The organism is Nocardia sp. NPDC004168, assembly GCF_040610355.1.
Taxonomy (GTDB): Bacteria; Actinomycetota; Actinomycetes; order Mycobacteriales; family Mycobacteriaceae; genus Nocardia; species Nocardia sichangensis.
This window is the reverse complement of the sequence record NZ_JBEXME010000034.1, coordinates 35543-52529: the sequence shown is the minus strand read 5'-3', so window position 1 is coordinate 52529 and position 16987 is coordinate 35543. Positions and strand designations below refer to the sequence as shown.

Below are 16987 nucleotides of genomic sequence, written 5' to 3'. Positions count from 1 at the left end.
CCTCGAACTGCGGGTCGATGGTGCCGGTCAGGGTAATGGTCGCTTTGCTGCCCTTGGGCAGGTCGATCGGCATGTGCAAGCCGTCGCGGACCGAAGCGGTGCCGCACACGGCTCCGTTCTCGGCCTGGCAGGTGACTTCCAGGTCGGTCAGCTCTGTCGGGACGGTGGCGTCCAGCACGGCGTCGGGGGCGTCGTTGGGGCCGAGGTTCTGCACACCGATGGTGTAAGTGATCCGATGTCCGGACTGCGCTGTCCGCGGGCCGCTGATCTCCAGCGGCATTTCCGCGGGCAGGGTCACCTTGAGGTTGCGAATCCGGTGGGAGGCGGTCGCGGCGCCGGTCCCGGCTGCGAAGCCCAGTTTGAAGGTCTCAGGCACACGGGGCTGACCGTCGGAGCCGGCGAGATCGAAGTTGTCGATCAGCAGGGTGCCGTTCGGGTTGGTCTTGTCGGCGTGGCGAACGGTGAGCCGACCGCCGATGATGGAGACCTGGATGTGGGCGCCGCGCTCCCAATCCGCGCGGAATCCGCCCGGCACCGCGACGCCGGTCAGCCAGCCGAACCCCTCCCGCAGATTGCCGGCTCCGCGGACCCCCAGAGTGTTGGGCCGTTGCGCACCGCCTCCAGTACCGGCCAGCGGTGTGGCGAAGTTCCCGAAATTGTCGAAGCCGACGCCGACGAACCCGGCGGTGACTCCCGGCGCGACGATCTGCCCGGACCCCGTTTTCGTGATGGAGTAGCCGAGTGCGGCGCCAGGAGTAGTCGAAGTCGATGGTGACCCCAAGGGTGGAGGAGAACGCCTGATCAAGGAACGCTGTCCCGGCTTGAGAGTTGGCGTTGGGGGTGAGTTCCAGGCTGCCGCCGTACAGCCGCGCGCTGCCCAGCAGCTGCCAGTGCGGGTTGGTCACGGTCTCATTGGTGAACGATTCGATGATCGGGAACTGTGCCTGCTGGATGGTGACCGGTGCATACGTCGTCATAGTCGAACCCTCCTTGGCCGGATATGCCAATCAGATGAGCGATTGCGCCACGCGGATCGACTCCGCCACAGATACCAGCGAAGCCCCGGTCTACTGATGTGGCACCTGACCGAGCAGCCAAGGGCCACACGGTCGACTGTAGGAACATCCCAGCGCGACCGATTCACCTTTTTCGAGTGAACCGGGAGGGGCACCCATCAGCATCTACGCCGTCGCCTCGCGGCGCGAGCCCAGCAGCTGCGCTCGGCCATCGTCAGGTGCTGGCTGCGTCGCCGTGGTGGCGGCCGGTGAACTCCTCCGGTCTGAGCGAGAAACCTCCGCACATGCTGCAACGGCAGCCCGAGCGCCCGGGCAATCGAGCTGAACGACTCACCAGCCCGCCACCGGCGCCACACCTCGTCCTGACGACCAGCAGATATCCCGTAATCCCGCACCCAAACCTCCACGCCGACATGATCATTCACCGCGCTGGTGGCGCTGCCCGACGGCATCAAAGCCGATCAGGTGACCCCACACCTGACCAAGTACCTGCTCAGCCTCCCGATGCCGATGCGCCGCACGCTGACCTGGGACCGCGGCCGGGAAATCGCCGGTCACAAAGCCATCACCGCAGCCGCGGGTATGCCGATCTACCTGTGCAAGCCCCGCAGCCCCTGGCAGCGAGGGACGAACGAGAACACCAATCGCTTACTGCGTCAATACCTGCCGAAGAACGCCGACCTACGCCGATTCAGTCAAGCCGACCTCGACACCATCGCCGACGAGCTCAACCACCGACCCCGCAAGATCCACGGCTACCGCAGTCCCGCAGACGTCTACGCTGAGCATCTGAACAGCGGTGATGCACTGACTGTTTGAGCGCACCAACGATTCTTGACATCCGCCGTTCGGTGGGTGTCGAGGCTTGCGGGTGCGGTGGTGGGTTGAATCGCCGTGGCCTGGGTCTCGGGGCTTGTCGGTAGCGGCGTGTGGATGGTCGTGCTACCCGAGGTTGGTGTGGGCTGCGGCGATGTGCCGGGTTCGTTCGGTGATCGCGTGCGCGGTCCGGCCGCTGCCGTCGGCTACGACGGTGGCGCCGCTGGTGGCCAGCAGTCCCGGTGTGTCGGCCCGCGCGCTGAGGATCATCGACGCCACGGACGTGTCCGCAGAGCACGACGAGTGGGGGCACCGCATCTGGAGGTGCAGGGCGATCTCGCCACCGCACCCGGCGATCTGATCGGCGATCGTGCGGGTCCAGGTCTGCTCGTAGACGACCACGACCGCCGAGGTGGCCACCGGCATCGCCCCGGCCACCGCTGCCAGGTCCTGCTCGGTGAGCAAGCCGAGACCCTGCACCCGCACCCCGGCCAAGCCGATCTCCTCGAGCGGCTCTCCGATCTCGACTCGCCGCAGGTAGCCATTGGCGTCCTTGGCGAGGTAGACCAAATCCAACACGGTGACATATCCACCTTCGACGACACCGGACAGACCCTCCCGGACGTGCTCGTTCATGCGCATTCCGGGGAAGGTGAGAACCACCACCTCCACCGGACCCAGGTTCGATGCCGCGGTCATGGAACCATCGTGAGGGCGCACTGTGGAAGCCACCTCACCTGTTGCGGATGAAGAAGCAGCCTCCTTCGGCCCCGATCGCCCGTTGGACCGAGCGTTCCGCTGCCCGCGCTCCGCTCGTACGCGGGTGATTATCGGTTTGCCGACCGATCGGTATCGGTTCGGAACGACCCTGGTTTGCCTGTCCGCTGAGCCGATAGCGTCGTCTCTGGCATCGCGTCCGAAAGAACCTGCGACACATCTGCTTGTCGGAGGAGGTGCGAGATGGACCGGACTGTGAACCACACCGGGCGGGGACGGCATCGGGTGCGGCGGGCACGATCAACAGAGCGAACCCTGGCACCGCAGACGGCGGTCACTCTGGGCTTGCTCTCTCTCGTTCCTGTCCTGGCCGCGGCCGGGCCGTTGACGGCCAGCGCGCTGATGCTCTACCACGGGGCGATGGCCGAGGACCCGCCTGCGGCTCAGACGGTCGCGGCGGTCACCGCCGCCGGCGGGTTGATGGCCCTGGCCGTGGTCACGGTGACGGGAATACTCATCGTCACCGGATGGCGTTCAACCCGTTGGCAGCCGACCCGGATCAACCAGCAATCTCCGCGCATAGAAACCGAAAACCAGGCTCCGCCAAAGGCCGCTCACCCCACGCAGCTCGACTAGTGCCCAAGATCGATTTCTCGACAGCCTTCCGGCGCTGGAGCAGTCGAGGAGGTTCGAAGCGCCGCCGTTCCAACGGCCGCATCGGCCGGAACCGGGGGTGCGCGCTACAGGACTACAGGGGGCCGAGACCGCCGACGAGTGCCGGATCCGGACGGATCCGGCGTCCGGGGCGATCTCGACCGAAAGTTCCTATTCCCATAGAGCGAGTGACGCACAATCGCTCCGTTGGCATGCCGTCCAGCTCTCGTCCTGCATAGAATCATGTTGCGGGGCAATCGAATTGGGTACCGGATACCGATTCGAAGATCGCAGGATGATCTGCAGCTAAGGGGAATCAGCATGGGTGATATCGATCTGGGCTTGGCCTCCGATTGGGAAGAGGGCGACACCCACGGTCGGGTGAAGCTGCGCCAGAACCAGGTGTATCCCACCTCACCGAAGAAGGATGTCCTCATCAGCTCGCCGGTGAGCATCGAACTGTCGGTGAACACGAACTTCAGCACCTCGCAGGAGGCCGACAAGATCTACTTCACGACCCACCACGGCACCCAGAAGAAGATCATTGCCGTGCTGGACTCCAATGGCGACCTCTATGTCGCGGGTCGAGTGATCACCGGACAGACCAACTTGGGCTACTGAACCGGCGCCGCGACCGGCCGTGTGTCGTGTCGCGGGCCGGAACGAAACAGGGGAAACGCCCTGCCGACCGTCCCACGGTCGGCAGGGCGTTTCTGCCGAGCTGGCCTCGGTCCATGGGGTCCAGCGCCGCCGAATCCAGCGGTAAGCGCCCTACCGCAGATCGTTTCCGGAGCCGGTACCGCCCATCCAGAGCATTCCCCCAGGTCGGCACCGGAGTCGCCGCACATGGTGTGTCATTATCAGTAACTCCCTAGCGCCGGATCGGGCGGAAATGCTCCTCAACCCCGGTCAGCGGATGCCGAAGTGGCGCGCGCGCAGCTCGGCCAGCACGCGGCGCACCGCTGCCGGGTCGGCGTCGGTGAGCGCGGCCAGGTCCGCCATCGAGTAGTTGCCGCGCTGGGCGATGATGCCGCCGACCGCGTGCAGCACGACCAGATCGTGGGCCTGGCGGGTGGTCGAGGCGAGTTCGGCGATCACCTCATCCAGCCACGGCACCTCACCGCGTTCGGCGCGTTCGTGCTCGGCGCTCGACAGCACCGCGTCGAACGCTTCGGCGATATCGGCGTACACCGCACCGCGAGCGTCATCACGCCCCACACATCCAGCCTTGTCCGCCGGTCCGCATGGCGCAAACGGTGCGGCCTGCGCGTCGCCCAGTTGGTGTGCCTGGCTGTTGATGTCGGCGGGCGGGTGGTGGGTGGGGAGCGCGGTGGGGTGGTGTCAGTGGGGTGTGGGTTGGGTGGTGGTTGGTGGGCCCGGGAGCAGGGTGATGTCGATGGCTTGGTTGGCGAGTAGAGCTCCGGTGATGAGGCAGGTGAGCACGGCGGCGAGGGTGATGATCATCGGCGGGGTGGAGTAGCGGTCGTAGCGGTCGCCGCGGGCTTTGGAGGTGAAGTATTCGGAGGTGGGTTGCCAGTCGCCGATGAAGTGGGTGTCGGCGTCGGCGTAGGCGCGGCGGGCGATGGCGTCGAGGACAGCGCCGATGGAGCCTGCGATGAGGAGCACGATGAAGGCGGTGACGAGGATGGTTACGAGGGTGGGGTCGGCGGGGTGGGTGGTGATCATCGAATCCCCTGTCGGTGAGATGGTTTCGGGGTGCAGATACGGGTGATTGTGTCCGCGGGGTCTGACATGCGTGTCGCTGCGCGTGGTGCGCGCGGGGGTGGGGGGTGTGGCGGCGGGCAGGGTGCGTGGTGGCTGCCCGCCGCCGGCTCACGTCATCCCGCGCTCGTCGAGTTCGTCGACCTCATGCACACCCACCACCCCGCGATCGTGGCGGTGCGGCGTTCATGACCACCGATGATGCGCGGTACTCACACTCGTCACCTACGCACAACCGGCTCCTGCTGCTGGCTCTGGTGCAGGCGTGGGGCCACAAGTGCTACTGGTGCAAGACCCCGACCACCTTCCGGGGCCTGCAGATCGACCACATCGTCCCGCGCAATCCCACCTCGGGCCCGGTTGAGGATCTGGGCCTCGGCGCCGACTTCGACGTGGACGCGGCGGCGAACCTCGCACCGATCTGCGGACCCTGCAACCAAGAGAAGAACAACGACGAGTACTGGAACATCCCCCGAATCGCCTCCGTCCTCAAGGCGGCCGCTGGCATCGCCCCGAAGGTCCAACGCCACCTCACAAGATTCCGCGCCAATGACAGCGTCGTCCGAGCGCTACTCGCGGTGACCGCGGCCGACCTCGGCAACGACGAGGTCGCAGACTCGATCGCGGCATTCGGAGCGGTGATCCTGCCTGTCTTCCGGGAACGGTTCCCACAGATCCTCGACGCACCGTACTGGCAGGACTACACCGAGCAGCGCCCGGTCGTCGAGATCAAGGGCCGACGCGTCCAGCTGCCTGAAGAACGGACGATGATCGAGTGGGACGTGACGTCACGGCGCGCACGGGTGATCCTCGAAGATGTCCTCGACACCCCGATCGCCTACGCGCTGGGCTGTGTGCGTGATCAGGTTCGCGAGCGCGTCGACGACGAGGTGGACCACTGGATCCGGCACGGCACGGCAAACCGCTTCCGCGACACCGAGGCGTGGCAGAAGCCGAGCTCGAATCCGATCGGGCTGTACGTCCGTGAGCTGCGATACGTCGACGGCGAAGTCCAGATGACCGGGGATCTGGAGGGCACGTTCACCGCCCACATCGAGGAAGACGTCGAGGACCGCGAATGGTGGGAACCGCGAACGACGAGCAGGTACGCCGACTTTTCCTTCACCGGCGAGTTCTCCGCCACCTTCTCACGGGAGGAGGGGATCACCGACGCCTCGGTGTATGTTTCCGACCCGACCGAGAACCGGTGGCAGTACCTCGATGTTCTGCTCGAGGGCGACGAGGATGCCGACCGGCTCGCCGAGTGAGTCTGGCTGCTGGCCGGTGCCACGTCTAGCCTTATCGTTCGTTCGGGGCGTTTCGAGTGTTTCGGAGGGTAGAGCACATTAGCGGCAATACGTTCAATTTCGGCGGCGGCGACTTCACCGGCGCGAACAACAACTTCGGGGGCAATAACGTCACCCAGTCCATCGTCAACAACGGCGCGGAGGATGACCGCGCGGACCTGTTCGACGCATTGCGTGAGGCAGGCCTGTCCGATGAGCAGGTCGAGGCCCTGGAGGCGGCGTTGGACGCGGACGGCGGCCGAGCCGACGACGGTGGTGCGGGACCGGCTGTTTCGGGATGGTGGGCCGAGGTGCGCCAGCAGGTGACAGCGACGGTGCTGACCGGCCTGTGGGGTATCGCCAGCGCCCAGCTCGGCCTCCCGACCGCCTGAACACCGGGGTGCACTGTGGCATTGCTGCAACAGATCATCGAGGCCGCGGTAGGGGACGGGCCGGTGTCGGGCATTCTGCGCCGGTCGAAGGTACTCGCCAAGCGCATCGGCGCGGAGGACACGTTGCTGCCGTGGGTGATTCGGGAACTTGAGGGTTATCCTCCCGACGTCGAGGTGCCCGACTATCGGAAGCCGATCCCTCTGCAGCCGTATGGGACATTCACGAACGGAATACACCTGCCGGTGCGCCGTGATGCGATGCCCGAAAGCTGGCGCACCCCAGCACAGTTCGAGTTTCAGCGCACGCACCCCATCGCGGTAATCGAAGGGTTGGCCGCTGACGGCGGGATCACCCTCTCGTGGAGTGCTGAGGCGCTCGCGGTGTACAACGGGCGTATCGAGCGGGGGGAAGGCGGGATCAATCCCCTCCTCAACTGCACGGGTGTCAAGGCCGACTTGAACCGGCACGCCTTCGAGACTGTGCTCGACGGTGTGCGCAACAAAGCCCTGGATCTGGCCTTGGAGTTGGAGGGTGTGGCCCCGGACGTCGGTGAGGTGGGGGTGCCCGACGAGGTGAATGTGGCGGCCCGGCAGGTCGTTAACTACATCTTCTTGGGGTCACTGTCGGAGGCGAACAACAACTTCGGCGGCACCGATGTCAAGCAGATTCTCAGCGCCCTCGACCGCGAGTCGGGCGAGTAGGCGGATCCTCTGCCAGGCACGATCAGAGACCACGCCAGGGCTCGGTCAGTCGGCCGGTGCGCACCGTGCGGATCCGCTTCTCGTACTCGTCGCGGACGCGTGCGGAGTGATCGACGTTCTGTGACAACCAGCTGACCATCTTCACCTGCTGGATGGCTTGCAGGACCGGCCATCCGGACCAGGTGGTGACGTCGTAGCCGTAGCTACCCGCGAACGCGGCGTAGGCCTTTTCGGAGAGCATTCCCATCGACGCTTCGGCCGCAGTCTTGGCCAGATCCCACTCCGCCGGCCCGAACGCGAACGCCTCGAGATCGATCAGCACCGCCTGGCCGTCGTCGGTGATCATGACGTTCTTCACGTGGGCATCGCCGTGCAGCGCGGTCACCGGCAGCTGGAAGGTCAGCGCCTCCAGTTCCTGCTCCAGCTCGCGTACTCGGTGCCGCAAGAAATCGGCGTCGGTGGCCGGGATCGGAGCGGTGGCCAGCCGCGCTGGGACGTGCCCGAATGCCTGCACGGCGGGGAGCGTCAGCCCGGCCGGCTGGTCGAGTTGGTGCAGCTGGTGCAGCAGATCGCCGAGGATGCCGGTTTCGTCGAGGTCGGCTGCTCGCCCCGGGATCAAACGCCAGAACGTGACGGGGTGTCCGTCGATCTCGATGGGCTGGTTCCGATTGCCGATGCCGTAGGTCTGTGCGGCCGGGAAGCGCTGGTCGGCAAGCCAGTTCGCGACCGCGACCTCCTTGGAGGCGTCGTCCCAATGCTGCAGGTTGCGGGCGATGCGGACAACGACCGGCGCCGCTGCCAGCTGGTAGAGCATGTTCTCTCCCAGCCGCAGCATGACCGCATCGGCGGGATCCAGCCCGGCTGCCCGGCACGCTGAGATCAGCACTTTGTCGACCATGTCGGGCAGGAACGCGGATGCCGATGAGCGAGCCACGACGTCCAGGCTAGGGGACAGGCCTGAGGCTGCCGAATGCCGGATCACTGCGGCCGGTGCGCTGCGGGGAGGGGCTCGAGGCGGCGTAGGAAGGTCTTCACCTGGGCTTGGATCGGCTCGTCGTCGAGGTTGTTGCCGATGACGGTGTGGGGCCAGGCCGGAGCGAACTGGGCGTCGACGCCAGTGAGGTATTGATCCCAGTGGCCCAGTTTCCAGGTGTCCTTGGCGGCCGCGCGGCGCTCGAGGTGAGTCCGCATCACCTCGGTGCTGCTGGCAACCCAGATCACCGACATGTCGGCTCCCTGTTCGGCCAGCGAGGCGGCTTGGCGGTCGAACCAGGCACGGTTGGCGAACTGCTCGAGAAACGGTGCGATGGCGATGACGCTCACCCCGTAGGCGATGTTCTCGCTCACCGCGGCCGCCAGACACTGGTACTCGGCAGGCTCGATGACCTCGCGGTAGAGCGCGGATTCCCGATCGGCGATCGTGCTACCGAGCTGGACGAGTGCCGCGTCCACCACGCTGCGGGTGAGTACTTCCTTGTCGAGGATCGCCCACCTGGTCTCTCGCGCCAGAACCCGGCCGACTTCCGTTTTCCCGCTCCCGGCATAGCCGCCGACGTACACGACCCGCGGCTGCGGCGGCCGGTCACCAGCTGCCGCGGCTCGGTCGGCGACCACACGCCCCGACCGGGGGCGGGTGTGGATGAGCCCCTCGTGCCCGAGCTGATCCATCGCCAGGTTGACCGTCCCGATGCTGACTCCCCATCGCTCGGCGAGCGCACGGCTCGACGGCAGCTTCTCACCCGGCCGGAGCCGACCGGACTCGATCTCGGTCCTGAGCTCACGCGCGATCTGCCACCGCCGGGCCTCGCTACTGGTCGATTCAGTCATCCCGGCTGAGCCCTCTCTGATCTGTGCTTGTGAGCAACCAAACGCTATCAGTCCGAACCGATCAGGGGCGACAGCGCAGATCGGCAGCTTGTACCAACAATCTGGGGAATGTTCAAGAGTCATATCTGAATAGATCAGTTGATACGATCTGAACATTATGTGACCCGGATCTCCCCTTTGGAGGGGTGCTCGATGAACTTTCAGACTCGGCCCGAAATTTCCTGGAAACCGGGCGAATCATCGCCCGAACCAGTGCATGCGCGGACAGGCGTCAGCGGCTCGAACATCGTCGACTCGAATGCTCTGCGCTCTCAACTGATCAATTCAGATCACTGGGCAGTGGGTGAGATCGCGTTGTTCTGCCACCGATTCGCCGCCGCCAGCGCAGGGGCTGTTAACCCCTGCCAACTCCCGACACGCCGCCGCGCAGGAAGACGGTGAGGACATGGCTCCGAAACGTTCCTCCGCACCGAGATCTTCACGCCGCGCGACCAAGGCGTCGTCGTGGTGCACGACCGCATTCGTGCTGGTCGGTGTCCCGGTCGGGTTGGGGATCTGCACTCGTCCGATGTGGCCGGCGGGCTGGGCTGATCAGGTCGTGGCCACCGCTACCCCGGTCGCGGCCGGGGCGGCGGTGGCCACGACGTCGGTCGCGCTGCTGGCGCTGAGCGTCTCGTCCGGTCGCGGTATGCGGCGGCGCCGGTGGGCACGCGCGGTCGAACAGGCCGGTCTCACCCGCAGCCGCCTCGGTGAGCAGTTGGTGCCGAAGTTGGTGTCGAGCAGCCGCGAGGGCGGTGAGCTCGTGTTGCGGGTGCGGATGCTGACCGGCCAGACCCCGCAGGACTGGGACCGCCGCGCGCAGCGCCTGGCCGCAGAGCTCGGTACCGGCAAGGCCCGGGTCGCCTGGAGTCCGGAGCGGATCGAAGAGATCGAGCTGCGGCTGACCCGGAAGCAGGCCGCGTAATGGCGCGGCTCATGTCGGTCAGCCTGACCGAACCCCAAGTGATCGCCCGGCAGAAGACCGTGACCCGGCGGATGGGCTGGCGCATGGCGCGCGTCGGTGACCAGCTCACCCTGTGCCGGAAGGTGATGGGCCGCAAGGCCGGTGAGCCGCTGGTGCGCATCGCCCAAGTCGAGATCACCGCGATCAGCCGCGAACCGCTGGCCGCGATCAGCCAGGCCGATCTCGTGGCCGAGGGCTTCCCGGAGATGACGCCGGCCGAGTTCGTCGCCTTCTTCTGCTCCACCCACCGAGGCTGCCGCCCCGACAGCCTCGTTACCCGAATCCAATGGCGGTACCTCACCGCCGCTGACACCACCGAGGAAGTGGCTTGAGATGGACATCGAACCGGAGTTCATCGCTCCCGTCGCCCTGCTGGGGACCGGGATCGGATTCATGACGATCGCGACCGTGTACAAGACGGCCGAAAACCTGGGTGTGCCAGGGTCGGTCGGTGTCACGCCGCTGCTGGCCGGGGTGGGTGCGCTCGGCGCGCGCGCCGTGTGGTCGCGGTGGTCGGCCAAGACCCAGGTGACTCGCGCCGAGCGGGTTGCTGCCCGGGACTGGGCGGACTGGGTCACCGATTTCCCCGAAGACGTCCAGGAGACGGTGCAGGTCCTGTCCACCCCCTGGGATGCGGTGAAGAAGTGGGCCGCACTCGGTTTGGGGCGGTTGCCCGATCCGGCGAACGGTGATCCGGGGGAGTGGCCGCAGCTGGTGCCGTCGCAGAGCTCCTACCCGCCCGACCGCGGCATCATCTCCGTGCCGGTGGGGTTGCGGCTGCGGCTGCGCATGAGCGACGGCCAGGAGCGCCGCCACTACGAGGAGAAGCTCAAGCGCATCGCGGTCGCTCTCGACGCCGACGCCGCTCGCGTGGTCGGCTCCCGGGGGCGTGTGATCTGCCTGGACGTGCGCTACTTCGATCCGATCAAGGATCTGGTGCCCGTTCCGGTCCCCGCCGAGCCGGTCGATCTGAAGAAGCTCAACCCCGGCATGCGCGAGGACGGCGAGCACTGGCTCGTGCCGCTGTTCGAACGCAACATCCTCGGCGTCGGCCTGCCCGGATCCGGTAAGTCCGGGTTCGTGGCGTCGCTGCTGATGGCGACCGCTCCGGCCGCCCGTGACGGCCTGCTCGTGAACTTGATGATCGACATGAAGTTCGGTGTCGAGGCCGCGCGGATGAAGGGGCTGCTGCACCGCACCGCCACCGATGCGGGCTCGAGCGGGCAGATGCTGGAGTGGCTGCGCTGGACGGTGATCGAGGAACGCGGCCGCGAGATGGAAGCCCTGGGCCTGTCCAAGCACGTCATCACCACCGGCGCCCCGATGTATCACCTGATCATCGACGAGATCGCCGAGCTGCTCGACGACCCGAAGACCCGCACCGACTTCCTGCGGGTGCTGGTGTCGATCGCGCGGCTGGGCCGCGCCCTGGGCGTCTCCATCTCCGGGTACACGCAGCTGGCGAACAAGAAGATCCTCGACATGCTGCGGGATCTGTTCCAGATCCGGATCGGCATGCGCCTGAGCTCGCCGGAGCAGATGGTCATGGTCTACGGCGATCACCACGCCGCCGAGCGTGGCGCCGACAACACCAACATCCCCGACAAGGGCAGCGCCGGCATCGCCTACGTCTTCGACGACTCCAGCTCCCAGATCGTGCGTGTGCGCGCCTACTTCGTCTCCGACGAGAACCTGGCCTGGGCCGCGCAGACCTACCCGCCGTACCCGCACCCGCATGTGCAGGAAGCCGCAGCCCAGGCCGCCGCGGTCGGTGGGCAGCGCGCCGCGGGGGGCAAGCCGGTGGTGTCGATCGACTCCGCGCGTCGTCGCCGCGGTGACGGCGAGATTCCCAACGTCACGGGGTTGCTGCTGGCCGAGATCGACGCCGAGGCCGAGGAATTGAGCAAGAAGATCGGTGACGCCCTGGCCGAGGACCGGCAGCGCGACAAGCGCGAGAGCGTCGACGAGCCGCTCGACGGCATCGACTTCGACGAGCTCGGCGACGACGACCGCAGCGACGACACCGACGACACCGATGCTGCCGACGAATTCGCCTGAAATCCACACAACTGAACCGTTAACAGTCTAGACTGTTAACTATCGGTTCCGCCTTGAACTCCCACCCCACAACGGGTGGGCGACCAGAGAAAACACCAGTTCAGGAAGGCAAATCATGACCCTCACCTTCGATCTCGCCCGCACCCTGCTCGCGCCGCCGACCGCCGCCGAGCAGGCCCTGATCGACACCCTGACCGCCATCTCGTCGACCACCCACCAGTACGCGATCAAACTGCCCAACGGCCGCTGGTGGCGCAAGGTCTCCACCCGCCTCGCCTCCCCGAACCACACCACCCCGACCGTCTTCCACGACCGCGCCCGCGCCGCTGACGAGATGTTCGACATGACCGCCCAGGCCATCGACGACTACGGCCCCAAGGACTACCAGCCGCAGCTGATGGTCCGCGAGGTCGTCATCCGCGGCAACGAGATCAGCACCGGGCCGTGGTACCCGGCCGAAACGGTGCGGTGAACGCCATGACGATCCTGCACCCGTTCCGCCGTCACCGTGACGACGAGCTCGCGCGTCTGCGGGCCGCGCTGGCGGATCGCGACCGGAAACTCGCCGAGCTGGAGCGGCAGCTGGAAGACGCGCTGGATCGGGAGTCGATGCACGTCAACGCCCCCGACATGGAGCGTCTGACCTCAGCCGCGGAGATCGAGCGTTATGGCGCCCCACGCGCCTGCCACCGCGCCGGCCCGGCCGCTCGGCCGCAGCTGAAGGCGTTGGCAGGCAACGTCACCGAGCTGACGATTACCGCCCCGCACATCGAACGCGGCATGTGGGCCGGGTTCTCGCGATGAACGATCGGCTGGGTTCCCACGACATGTGGGCTGGGCTCGTCGTCACCGGACCGATCCGCGGCCAGGACATGACGATCACGAACTGGTCGTGCGAGGACACCGGCCGCGGGCTGAGCGTCGACCAGGCCAAGGCCATCACCCGCCAGCACCTGGAATGCCCCGGCGACGCCCCCCGGATCTGCCGGATCAAAGCCGCCGCCATGGCCCTGCTCATCGACGAAGGCGTGCTCGTCCCGGCACGCAACTACTCCACCTTCTGAACAAAGGGACGCCCCAGCCAGCGTGAACCTGGCTGGGACGTCCCTCAGATCATCTCATCACAGACAGGACGTCCCGATGCGAACCACCATCTCCACCGAGGTCGCACTCGCCGAGAAGATCGCCGCCAGCGCCCACCAGCTGCTGACGCTGCTGGCCGAGCTCGACGATCCCGAAACCCTGATCCAGAAGGCGACCCGCGTCGACTGCGCTGGTAGCGCCCTCTACCTCAAGGTGCTCGACACCAGCGACCTGCCCATCACCCCGCAGGCCCTGATCGACGCCGTGCGCGAGCGCCTGCCCGAGCAGCTGCGCGTCCTCGTCGGCACCGGCCGCGTCCCGCGCTGACTCTTGCGGCGATCACCACATCTCACGACCCGAAAGGCCCACACAGTCATGACCATCACCGACCTCGACGCCGCAGCCCCCAGCACCGACTGGCGTAATCAGGCGGCCTGCGCCGGACACCCCGACCCCGACCTGTGGTTCCCGATCTCCCCGAAAGACCCCGCCACCGAAGCCAAAAGGATCTGCCAGGGCTGCCCTGTCCGCGAGATCTGCGGCATGATCGCGGTCCGCACCAACGAGCAGTACGCCGTCGCCGGCGGATTCCGCACCTCCAACCCCGACGACTACGCCGAGCTGGAGGCATGGCTGGGATTCGAGAGCTCGGCGGCGCCCAAGGTCCGCTGCACCGAGTGCGACACAGTGTTCGCCACCCGCACCAAGTTCAACACCTGCGAGGACTGCAGGGGCTTCGCCCCGGTCGAGGATCTTCACCGCCACATCAACGCCCTGCTCGACGCCGGACGCAGTGCGCGCAGCCTTGCCGCCAGCGCCGGTGTCGGAGTCTCCACGATCTGCAAGCTCGCCAAAAAAGAGGACGGCTGGCAGAACGTGCACAAGACGATCGCCCGCCGCATTCTCGCCATCACCCTCGACGACGCGGACGCCGTGGCATGAACACCAACATCGACGGCGCCGCGCCGCAAGACCCGATCGTGGCCTGCCCCGAGTCCACCACGCTGCCCGAGCTCGCGGCCGCCGACGCCGGCGCACTGTTCACCGCCGCCCTGCGCCTGGCCGCCGCGATCGAGGCGGGATCGATCAACGGGGCTCTGGAGGCCGCGCACCGCGCCCACAGCGCCGCCGCCAACCTCGCCTGCGCGCTCGACGACATCGAAAACGCCGGTGACGACGAGGATCTCGCGTTCGACCTGCTCGAGTTCCAGCGCCGCATCGCCGGTCAGCTCGACACCGCCGTCGCGGCCTTCGACACCAGCAGCACGGAGGTCCTGCCGTGACCAGCGCCCACTCCCCCCGCATCGAGCAGCTGCTCGCCCGCGGCCGTGCCGAACTCGGCCGCGGCGGCCACCGATCGACCCCGAAGCTCGGCGAGATCAGCATCGCTGTCGCCGACCACGGTGACCGCTACATCCTCACCGACTCCCATCCCGATGGGATGCGCGTGCACATCCGCAAACCGGCGACGGTCGAGGCCGTCAACGACGCCATCCGCGAGGCGATCGCCCACAACAGCGACTGGATCGCCGACGCACTGACCACGAACCTTCCCATCGACGATGAGACCGAGACCGATCATGACCTCTGACACCACCGCCACCGCGGTCCTGGACCGATCCGACTCCCTCTATTCCTCATCCGCCGACGCGTCGGTGCCGGAGGTCTACATCTCGGCGATCTCCGTGGCCGAGATGTTCGTCGACGCCAGCTATCAGCGCGAGCTCGACAAGCCCCGGGCCCGCGCGATGGCCAAGACATGGGATCGCCGCCTCGTCGGCGTCCTCGACGTCGCTGATCGCGGCGCTGGATCCCTGGCCCGCTACGCGGTGATCAACGGCCAGCACCGCGCCGCAGCCGCCCGCCTGATCGACCCGGACATGGCCCTGGTCGCCAACGTCCACACCGGTCTGACCGTGGCAGACGAGGCTCGGCTGTTCCACGAAATCGACGCCAAGACGCGGCGATTGACCACGTGGGACCGGTGGCGCTCGCGCCGCGCGGCCGCGGACCCGACCGTCGCCGCCATCGAGGACATCGTCGGCGAGGTCGGGCTGACCGTCGCCGAGGCCGCCAAGGACGGCGTCATCCGCTGCACCAGCACCCTCGAGCGGATCCACCGCACCGGCGGGAAGTTGCTGCTGGGCAACACCTTGCGACTGATCGTCGAGGTCTGGGGACACCGCCTCGACGCCGTCGACGCCCCGCTGGTCGCCGGCGTCGCCCTCATCCTGCGCAGCTACGAGCAGCAGCTCGACCACGACCGCTTCGGCGAGGTCCTCGTCGACCTCGCGCCGCGGCAGGTCAAGGCCCGCGCGCTGGCGCTGAAGGAGACCGAGAAAGGCCAGAACGGTGCGCTCGTCGCCCTGGTGATGATCGGCGCCTACAACTCCTCGCGCGGCCCGAAGCTCAACCGCGACGAACTGCGCCGCTGACCTCCACCCCATGTCGTCCAGGGAATCCGCACCCAAGGAGGAATCCGTGAAATCACTGCACCGCCAACGTCATTCGCGTATGGCTTCGGCGGCCGCGCCCACCCGGCAGCACCACCGGCTGCAGCTGGCGCCGCGAGAGACCGACACCACCGGCCGTCAGCTGTTCAGCGGGTCGTGCAGCTGCGGCGAGATGACCCCGACCCCGAGCTGGGGAACCGACGAAATCCACCACGCGCACACCCTCCACACCCAGATGCACACCGCCTTGCTCGAGCTGCGCCGCATCAACGGCCCCGCCGAGCAGCACAGGAAGGACAACAACCGATGATCGCGATGTACCGGTTCCGCCGCTGGGTTCGGCGTGAGGCCGCCGCCGCGCGCCGCGAACCCGACACCATGGCCCGCCACGCCCAGACCGAGGCCCTCGAGCCCGGATCCCTGCGTTGTGTCACCCTCCGCGACCGCGTCGGCGGCCCCTGGTGGTTGTTCGGCGCGTGGGGTCCGCTGCGCACCGTCGATATCTCCACCGGCTGCCCCCGCTGCGGCGAACCCCGCGGCGTCCCGCGCTGGCGCGGCCGCGTCCAGACCTGGACCAACCCCTGCGGGCACCGCGACCGGCCGCGGGTGGTCATCACCGAGGCCGACCAGATCATCCTCGGCGCCCGTGTCGACGCCAACGTCCAGCGCATCCTCGCGCAGTGGCCAGCGGAATCATGACCCTGACCAGCATCGGTGGCCACCATTCGACCCGCGCCGGGTCGAATGTGTGGCTCACCCCGCCGGGGATCCTCACAGCGCTCGGCCCTTTCGACCTCGACCCGTGCGCAGCCATCGACCGGCCATGGGATACCGCACGCCAGCACATCGCCCCACCGGACGACGGCCTCGCCGCCGACTGGACCGGGCGGGTCTGGCTGAACCCGCCCTACGCCGCCGTCGACCGCTGGCTGTCCAAGCTCGCCGAGCACGGCCAGGGAGCCGCGATCGTGTTCGCGCGCACCGAGACCCGCTGGTTCATCAACGCCGTGTGGGAACGCGCGACCGCTGTGTTGTTCCTGCACGGACGCCTGCACTTCTACCTGCCCGACGGCTCCCGAGCAGCCGGAAACGCCGGCGCGCCATCTTGCCTGGTCGCCTACGGAGCCCTCGATGCCTCCCGGTTGGCGACCTGCGGGTTGGCGGGCAGGTTCGTCCGGCTCAGGGAGGCGCCATGAGCCTGCAGACGGACATCGAACGATTCGCCACACCGGCGCGCGCGACCACCGCCGCATAAATC

At 67.3% G+C, this 16987-nt stretch carries 26 protein-coding genes; 20 read left to right on the top strand and 6 right to left on the bottom strand.

From position 1 onward, the window contains the following. Window positions 1–781: hypothetical protein (locus tag ABZW96_RS33580; protein ID WP_355080353.1), on the bottom strand; the 781-nt coding region annotated here is incomplete at its 3' end. 667 nt (window positions 782–1448) lie between these two features. Here ABZW96_RS33580 and ABZW96_RS33575 point away from each other — a divergent pair. Next, complete coding sequence (locus tag ABZW96_RS33575; RefSeq protein ID WP_355080351.1) at window positions 1449–1835, top strand: IS30 family transposase; 387 nt, start codon at window positions 1449–1451, stop codon at window positions 1833–1835. Window positions 1836–1958: 123 nt separating this feature from the next. Here ABZW96_RS33575 and ABZW96_RS33570 read toward each other — a convergent pair whose 3' ends face one another. Further along, the gene (locus ABZW96_RS33570; protein ID WP_355080349.1) at window positions 1959–2531 is read right to left on the bottom strand and encodes a DUF6325 family protein; all 573 of its coding nucleotides are present in this window, start codon (window positions 2529–2531) and stop codon (window positions 1959–1961) included. Between the two features lie 261 nt (window positions 2532–2792). Here ABZW96_RS33570 and ABZW96_RS33565 point away from each other — a divergent pair, with 261 nt between their 5' ends. Beyond that, window positions 2793–3185 (top strand): hypothetical protein, encoded by a 393-nt coding sequence (locus ABZW96_RS33565; RefSeq protein ID WP_355080347.1) that lies wholly within the window; start codon window positions 2793–2795, stop codon window positions 3183–3185. A gap of 339 nt (window positions 3186–3524) precedes the next feature. Beyond that, on the top strand, window positions 3525–3824 hold the full coding sequence (locus ABZW96_RS33560) for a DUF6342 family protein (RefSeq protein WP_067470744.1): 300 nt from the start codon (window positions 3525–3527) through the stop codon (window positions 3822–3824). A gap of 288 nt (window positions 3825–4112) precedes the next feature. On the opposite strand, the gene ABZW96_RS33555 is transcribed toward ABZW96_RS33560, so the two are convergent. Beyond that, window positions 4113–4421, bottom strand: a complete 309-nt coding sequence (locus ABZW96_RS33555) for a hypothetical protein (RefSeq protein WP_355080345.1) — start codon at window positions 4419–4421, stop codon at window positions 4113–4115. 123 nt (window positions 4422–4544) lie between these two features. Further along, window positions 4545–4889, bottom strand: a complete 345-nt coding sequence (locus ABZW96_RS33550; protein WP_355080343.1) for a hypothetical protein — start codon at window positions 4887–4889, stop codon at window positions 4545–4547. Window positions 4890–5113: 224 nt separating this feature from the next. On the opposite strand from ABZW96_RS33550, the gene ABZW96_RS33545 reads away from it, so the two are divergent. The 3 genes from ABZW96_RS33545 to ABZW96_RS33535 are packed head-to-tail and all read left to right on the top strand — an operon-like array spanning window position 5114 to window position 7305. Further along, window positions 5114–6193, top strand: coding sequence for an HNH endonuclease signature motif containing protein (locus ABZW96_RS33545; protein WP_355080341.1), 1080 nt, complete (start codon window positions 5114–5116; stop codon window positions 6191–6193). 56 nt (window positions 6194–6249) lie between these two features. Further along, a complete protein-coding gene (locus ABZW96_RS33540; protein ID WP_355080340.1) occupies window positions 6250–6603 on the top strand; it encodes a hypothetical protein in 354 nt (117 codons plus the stop codon). Window positions 6604–6618: 15 nt separating this feature from the next. Beyond that, a complete protein-coding gene (locus tag ABZW96_RS33535) occupies window positions 6619–7305 on the top strand; it encodes a hypothetical protein (protein ID WP_355080338.1) in 687 nt (228 codons plus the stop codon). 22 nt (window positions 7306–7327) lie between these two features. Here the strand turns inward: ABZW96_RS33535 and ABZW96_RS33530 are convergent, their stop codons facing one another. Both ABZW96_RS33530 and ABZW96_RS33525 read right to left on the bottom strand, forming a co-directional pair. Then, window positions 7328–8239, bottom strand: a complete 912-nt coding sequence (locus ABZW96_RS33530) for an aminoglycoside phosphotransferase family protein (RefSeq protein WP_355080336.1) — start codon at window positions 8237–8239, stop codon at window positions 7328–7330. 44 nt (window positions 8240–8283) lie between these two features. Beyond that, window positions 8284–9132 carry a GntR family transcriptional regulator gene (locus ABZW96_RS33525; RefSeq protein ID WP_355080334.1) on the bottom strand — a complete coding sequence of 283 codons (849 nt, stop codon included), beginning with the start codon at window positions 9130–9132 and terminating at the stop codon, window positions 8284–8286. 445 nt (window positions 9133–9577) lie between these two features. On the opposite strand from ABZW96_RS33525, the gene ABZW96_RS33520 reads away from it, so the two are divergent. The 14 genes from ABZW96_RS33520 (at window position 9578) to ABZW96_RS33455 (ending at window position 16925) form a co-directional block, all read left to right on the top strand. After that, window positions 9578–10096: a hypothetical protein gene (locus tag ABZW96_RS33520; protein WP_355080332.1), complete on the top strand. Its 519-nt coding sequence runs from the start codon at window positions 9578–9580 to the stop codon at window positions 10094–10096. An 11-nt stretch (window positions 10097–10107) separates the two neighbouring features. Next, window positions 10108–10467 carry a hypothetical protein gene (locus ABZW96_RS33515; RefSeq protein ID WP_355080330.1) on the top strand — a complete coding sequence of 120 codons (360 nt, stop codon included), beginning with the start codon at window positions 10108–10110 and terminating at the stop codon, window positions 10465–10467. A 1-nt stretch (window position 10468) separates the two neighbouring features. Further along, entirely contained in the window at window positions 10469–12193 is a 1725-nt protein-coding gene (locus ABZW96_RS33510) for an FtsK/SpoIIIE domain-containing protein (protein WP_355080328.1), read from the top strand. 115 nt (window positions 12194–12308) lie between these two features. After that, the gene (locus ABZW96_RS33505) at window positions 12309–12665 is read left to right on the top strand and encodes a hypothetical protein (protein ID WP_159850656.1); all 357 of its coding nucleotides are present in this window, start codon (window positions 12309–12311) and stop codon (window positions 12663–12665) included. Between the two features lie 5 nt (window positions 12666–12670). Further along, a complete protein-coding gene (locus ABZW96_RS33500; protein WP_355080326.1) occupies window positions 12671–12997 on the top strand; it encodes a hypothetical protein in 327 nt (108 codons plus the stop codon). Then, a complete protein-coding gene (locus ABZW96_RS33495) occupies window positions 12994–13257 on the top strand; it encodes a hypothetical protein (protein WP_355080324.1) in 264 nt (87 codons plus the stop codon). The genes ABZW96_RS33500 and ABZW96_RS33495 overlap by 4 nt, the downstream gene beginning before the upstream one ends. A 76-nt stretch (window positions 13258–13333) precedes the next feature. Then, window positions 13334–13603 carry a hypothetical protein gene (locus ABZW96_RS33490; RefSeq protein WP_355080323.1) on the top strand — a complete coding sequence of 90 codons (270 nt, stop codon included), beginning with the start codon at window positions 13334–13336 and terminating at the stop codon, window positions 13601–13603. Between the two features lie 48 nt (window positions 13604–13651). Next, entirely contained in the window at window positions 13652–14218 is a 567-nt protein-coding gene (locus ABZW96_RS33485) for a WhiB family transcriptional regulator (RefSeq protein WP_355080321.1), read from the top strand. Further along, window positions 14215–14559 (top strand): hypothetical protein, encoded by a 345-nt coding sequence (locus ABZW96_RS33480; protein WP_355080319.1) that lies wholly within the window; start codon window positions 14215–14217, stop codon window positions 14557–14559. The genes ABZW96_RS33485 and ABZW96_RS33480 overlap by 4 nt, the downstream gene beginning before the upstream one ends. After that, entirely contained in the window at window positions 14556–14867 is a 312-nt protein-coding gene (locus ABZW96_RS33475) for a hypothetical protein (RefSeq protein WP_355080317.1), read from the top strand. Before ABZW96_RS33480 ends, ABZW96_RS33475 begins: the two co-directional genes overlap by 4 nt. Next, window positions 14857–15711 (top strand): DUF6551 family protein, encoded by an 855-nt coding sequence (locus ABZW96_RS33470; RefSeq protein WP_355080316.1) that lies wholly within the window; start codon window positions 14857–14859, stop codon window positions 15709–15711. Before ABZW96_RS33475 ends, ABZW96_RS33470 begins: the two co-directional genes overlap by 11 nt. A 46-nt stretch (window positions 15712–15757) precedes the next feature. Then, entirely contained in the window at window positions 15758–16039 is a 282-nt protein-coding gene (locus ABZW96_RS33465) for a hypothetical protein (protein ID WP_355080314.1), read from the top strand. Further along, complete coding sequence (locus ABZW96_RS33460; RefSeq protein ID WP_355080312.1) at window positions 16036–16428, top strand: hypothetical protein; 393 nt, start codon at window positions 16036–16038, stop codon at window positions 16426–16428. Before ABZW96_RS33465 ends, ABZW96_RS33460 begins: the two co-directional genes overlap by 4 nt. Then, a complete protein-coding gene (locus ABZW96_RS33455; RefSeq protein ID WP_355080310.1) occupies window positions 16410–16925 on the top strand; it encodes a DNA N-6-adenine-methyltransferase in 516 nt (171 codons plus the stop codon). The genes ABZW96_RS33460 and ABZW96_RS33455 overlap by 19 nt, the downstream gene beginning before the upstream one ends. Window positions 16926–16987 lie beyond the last annotated feature (62 nt).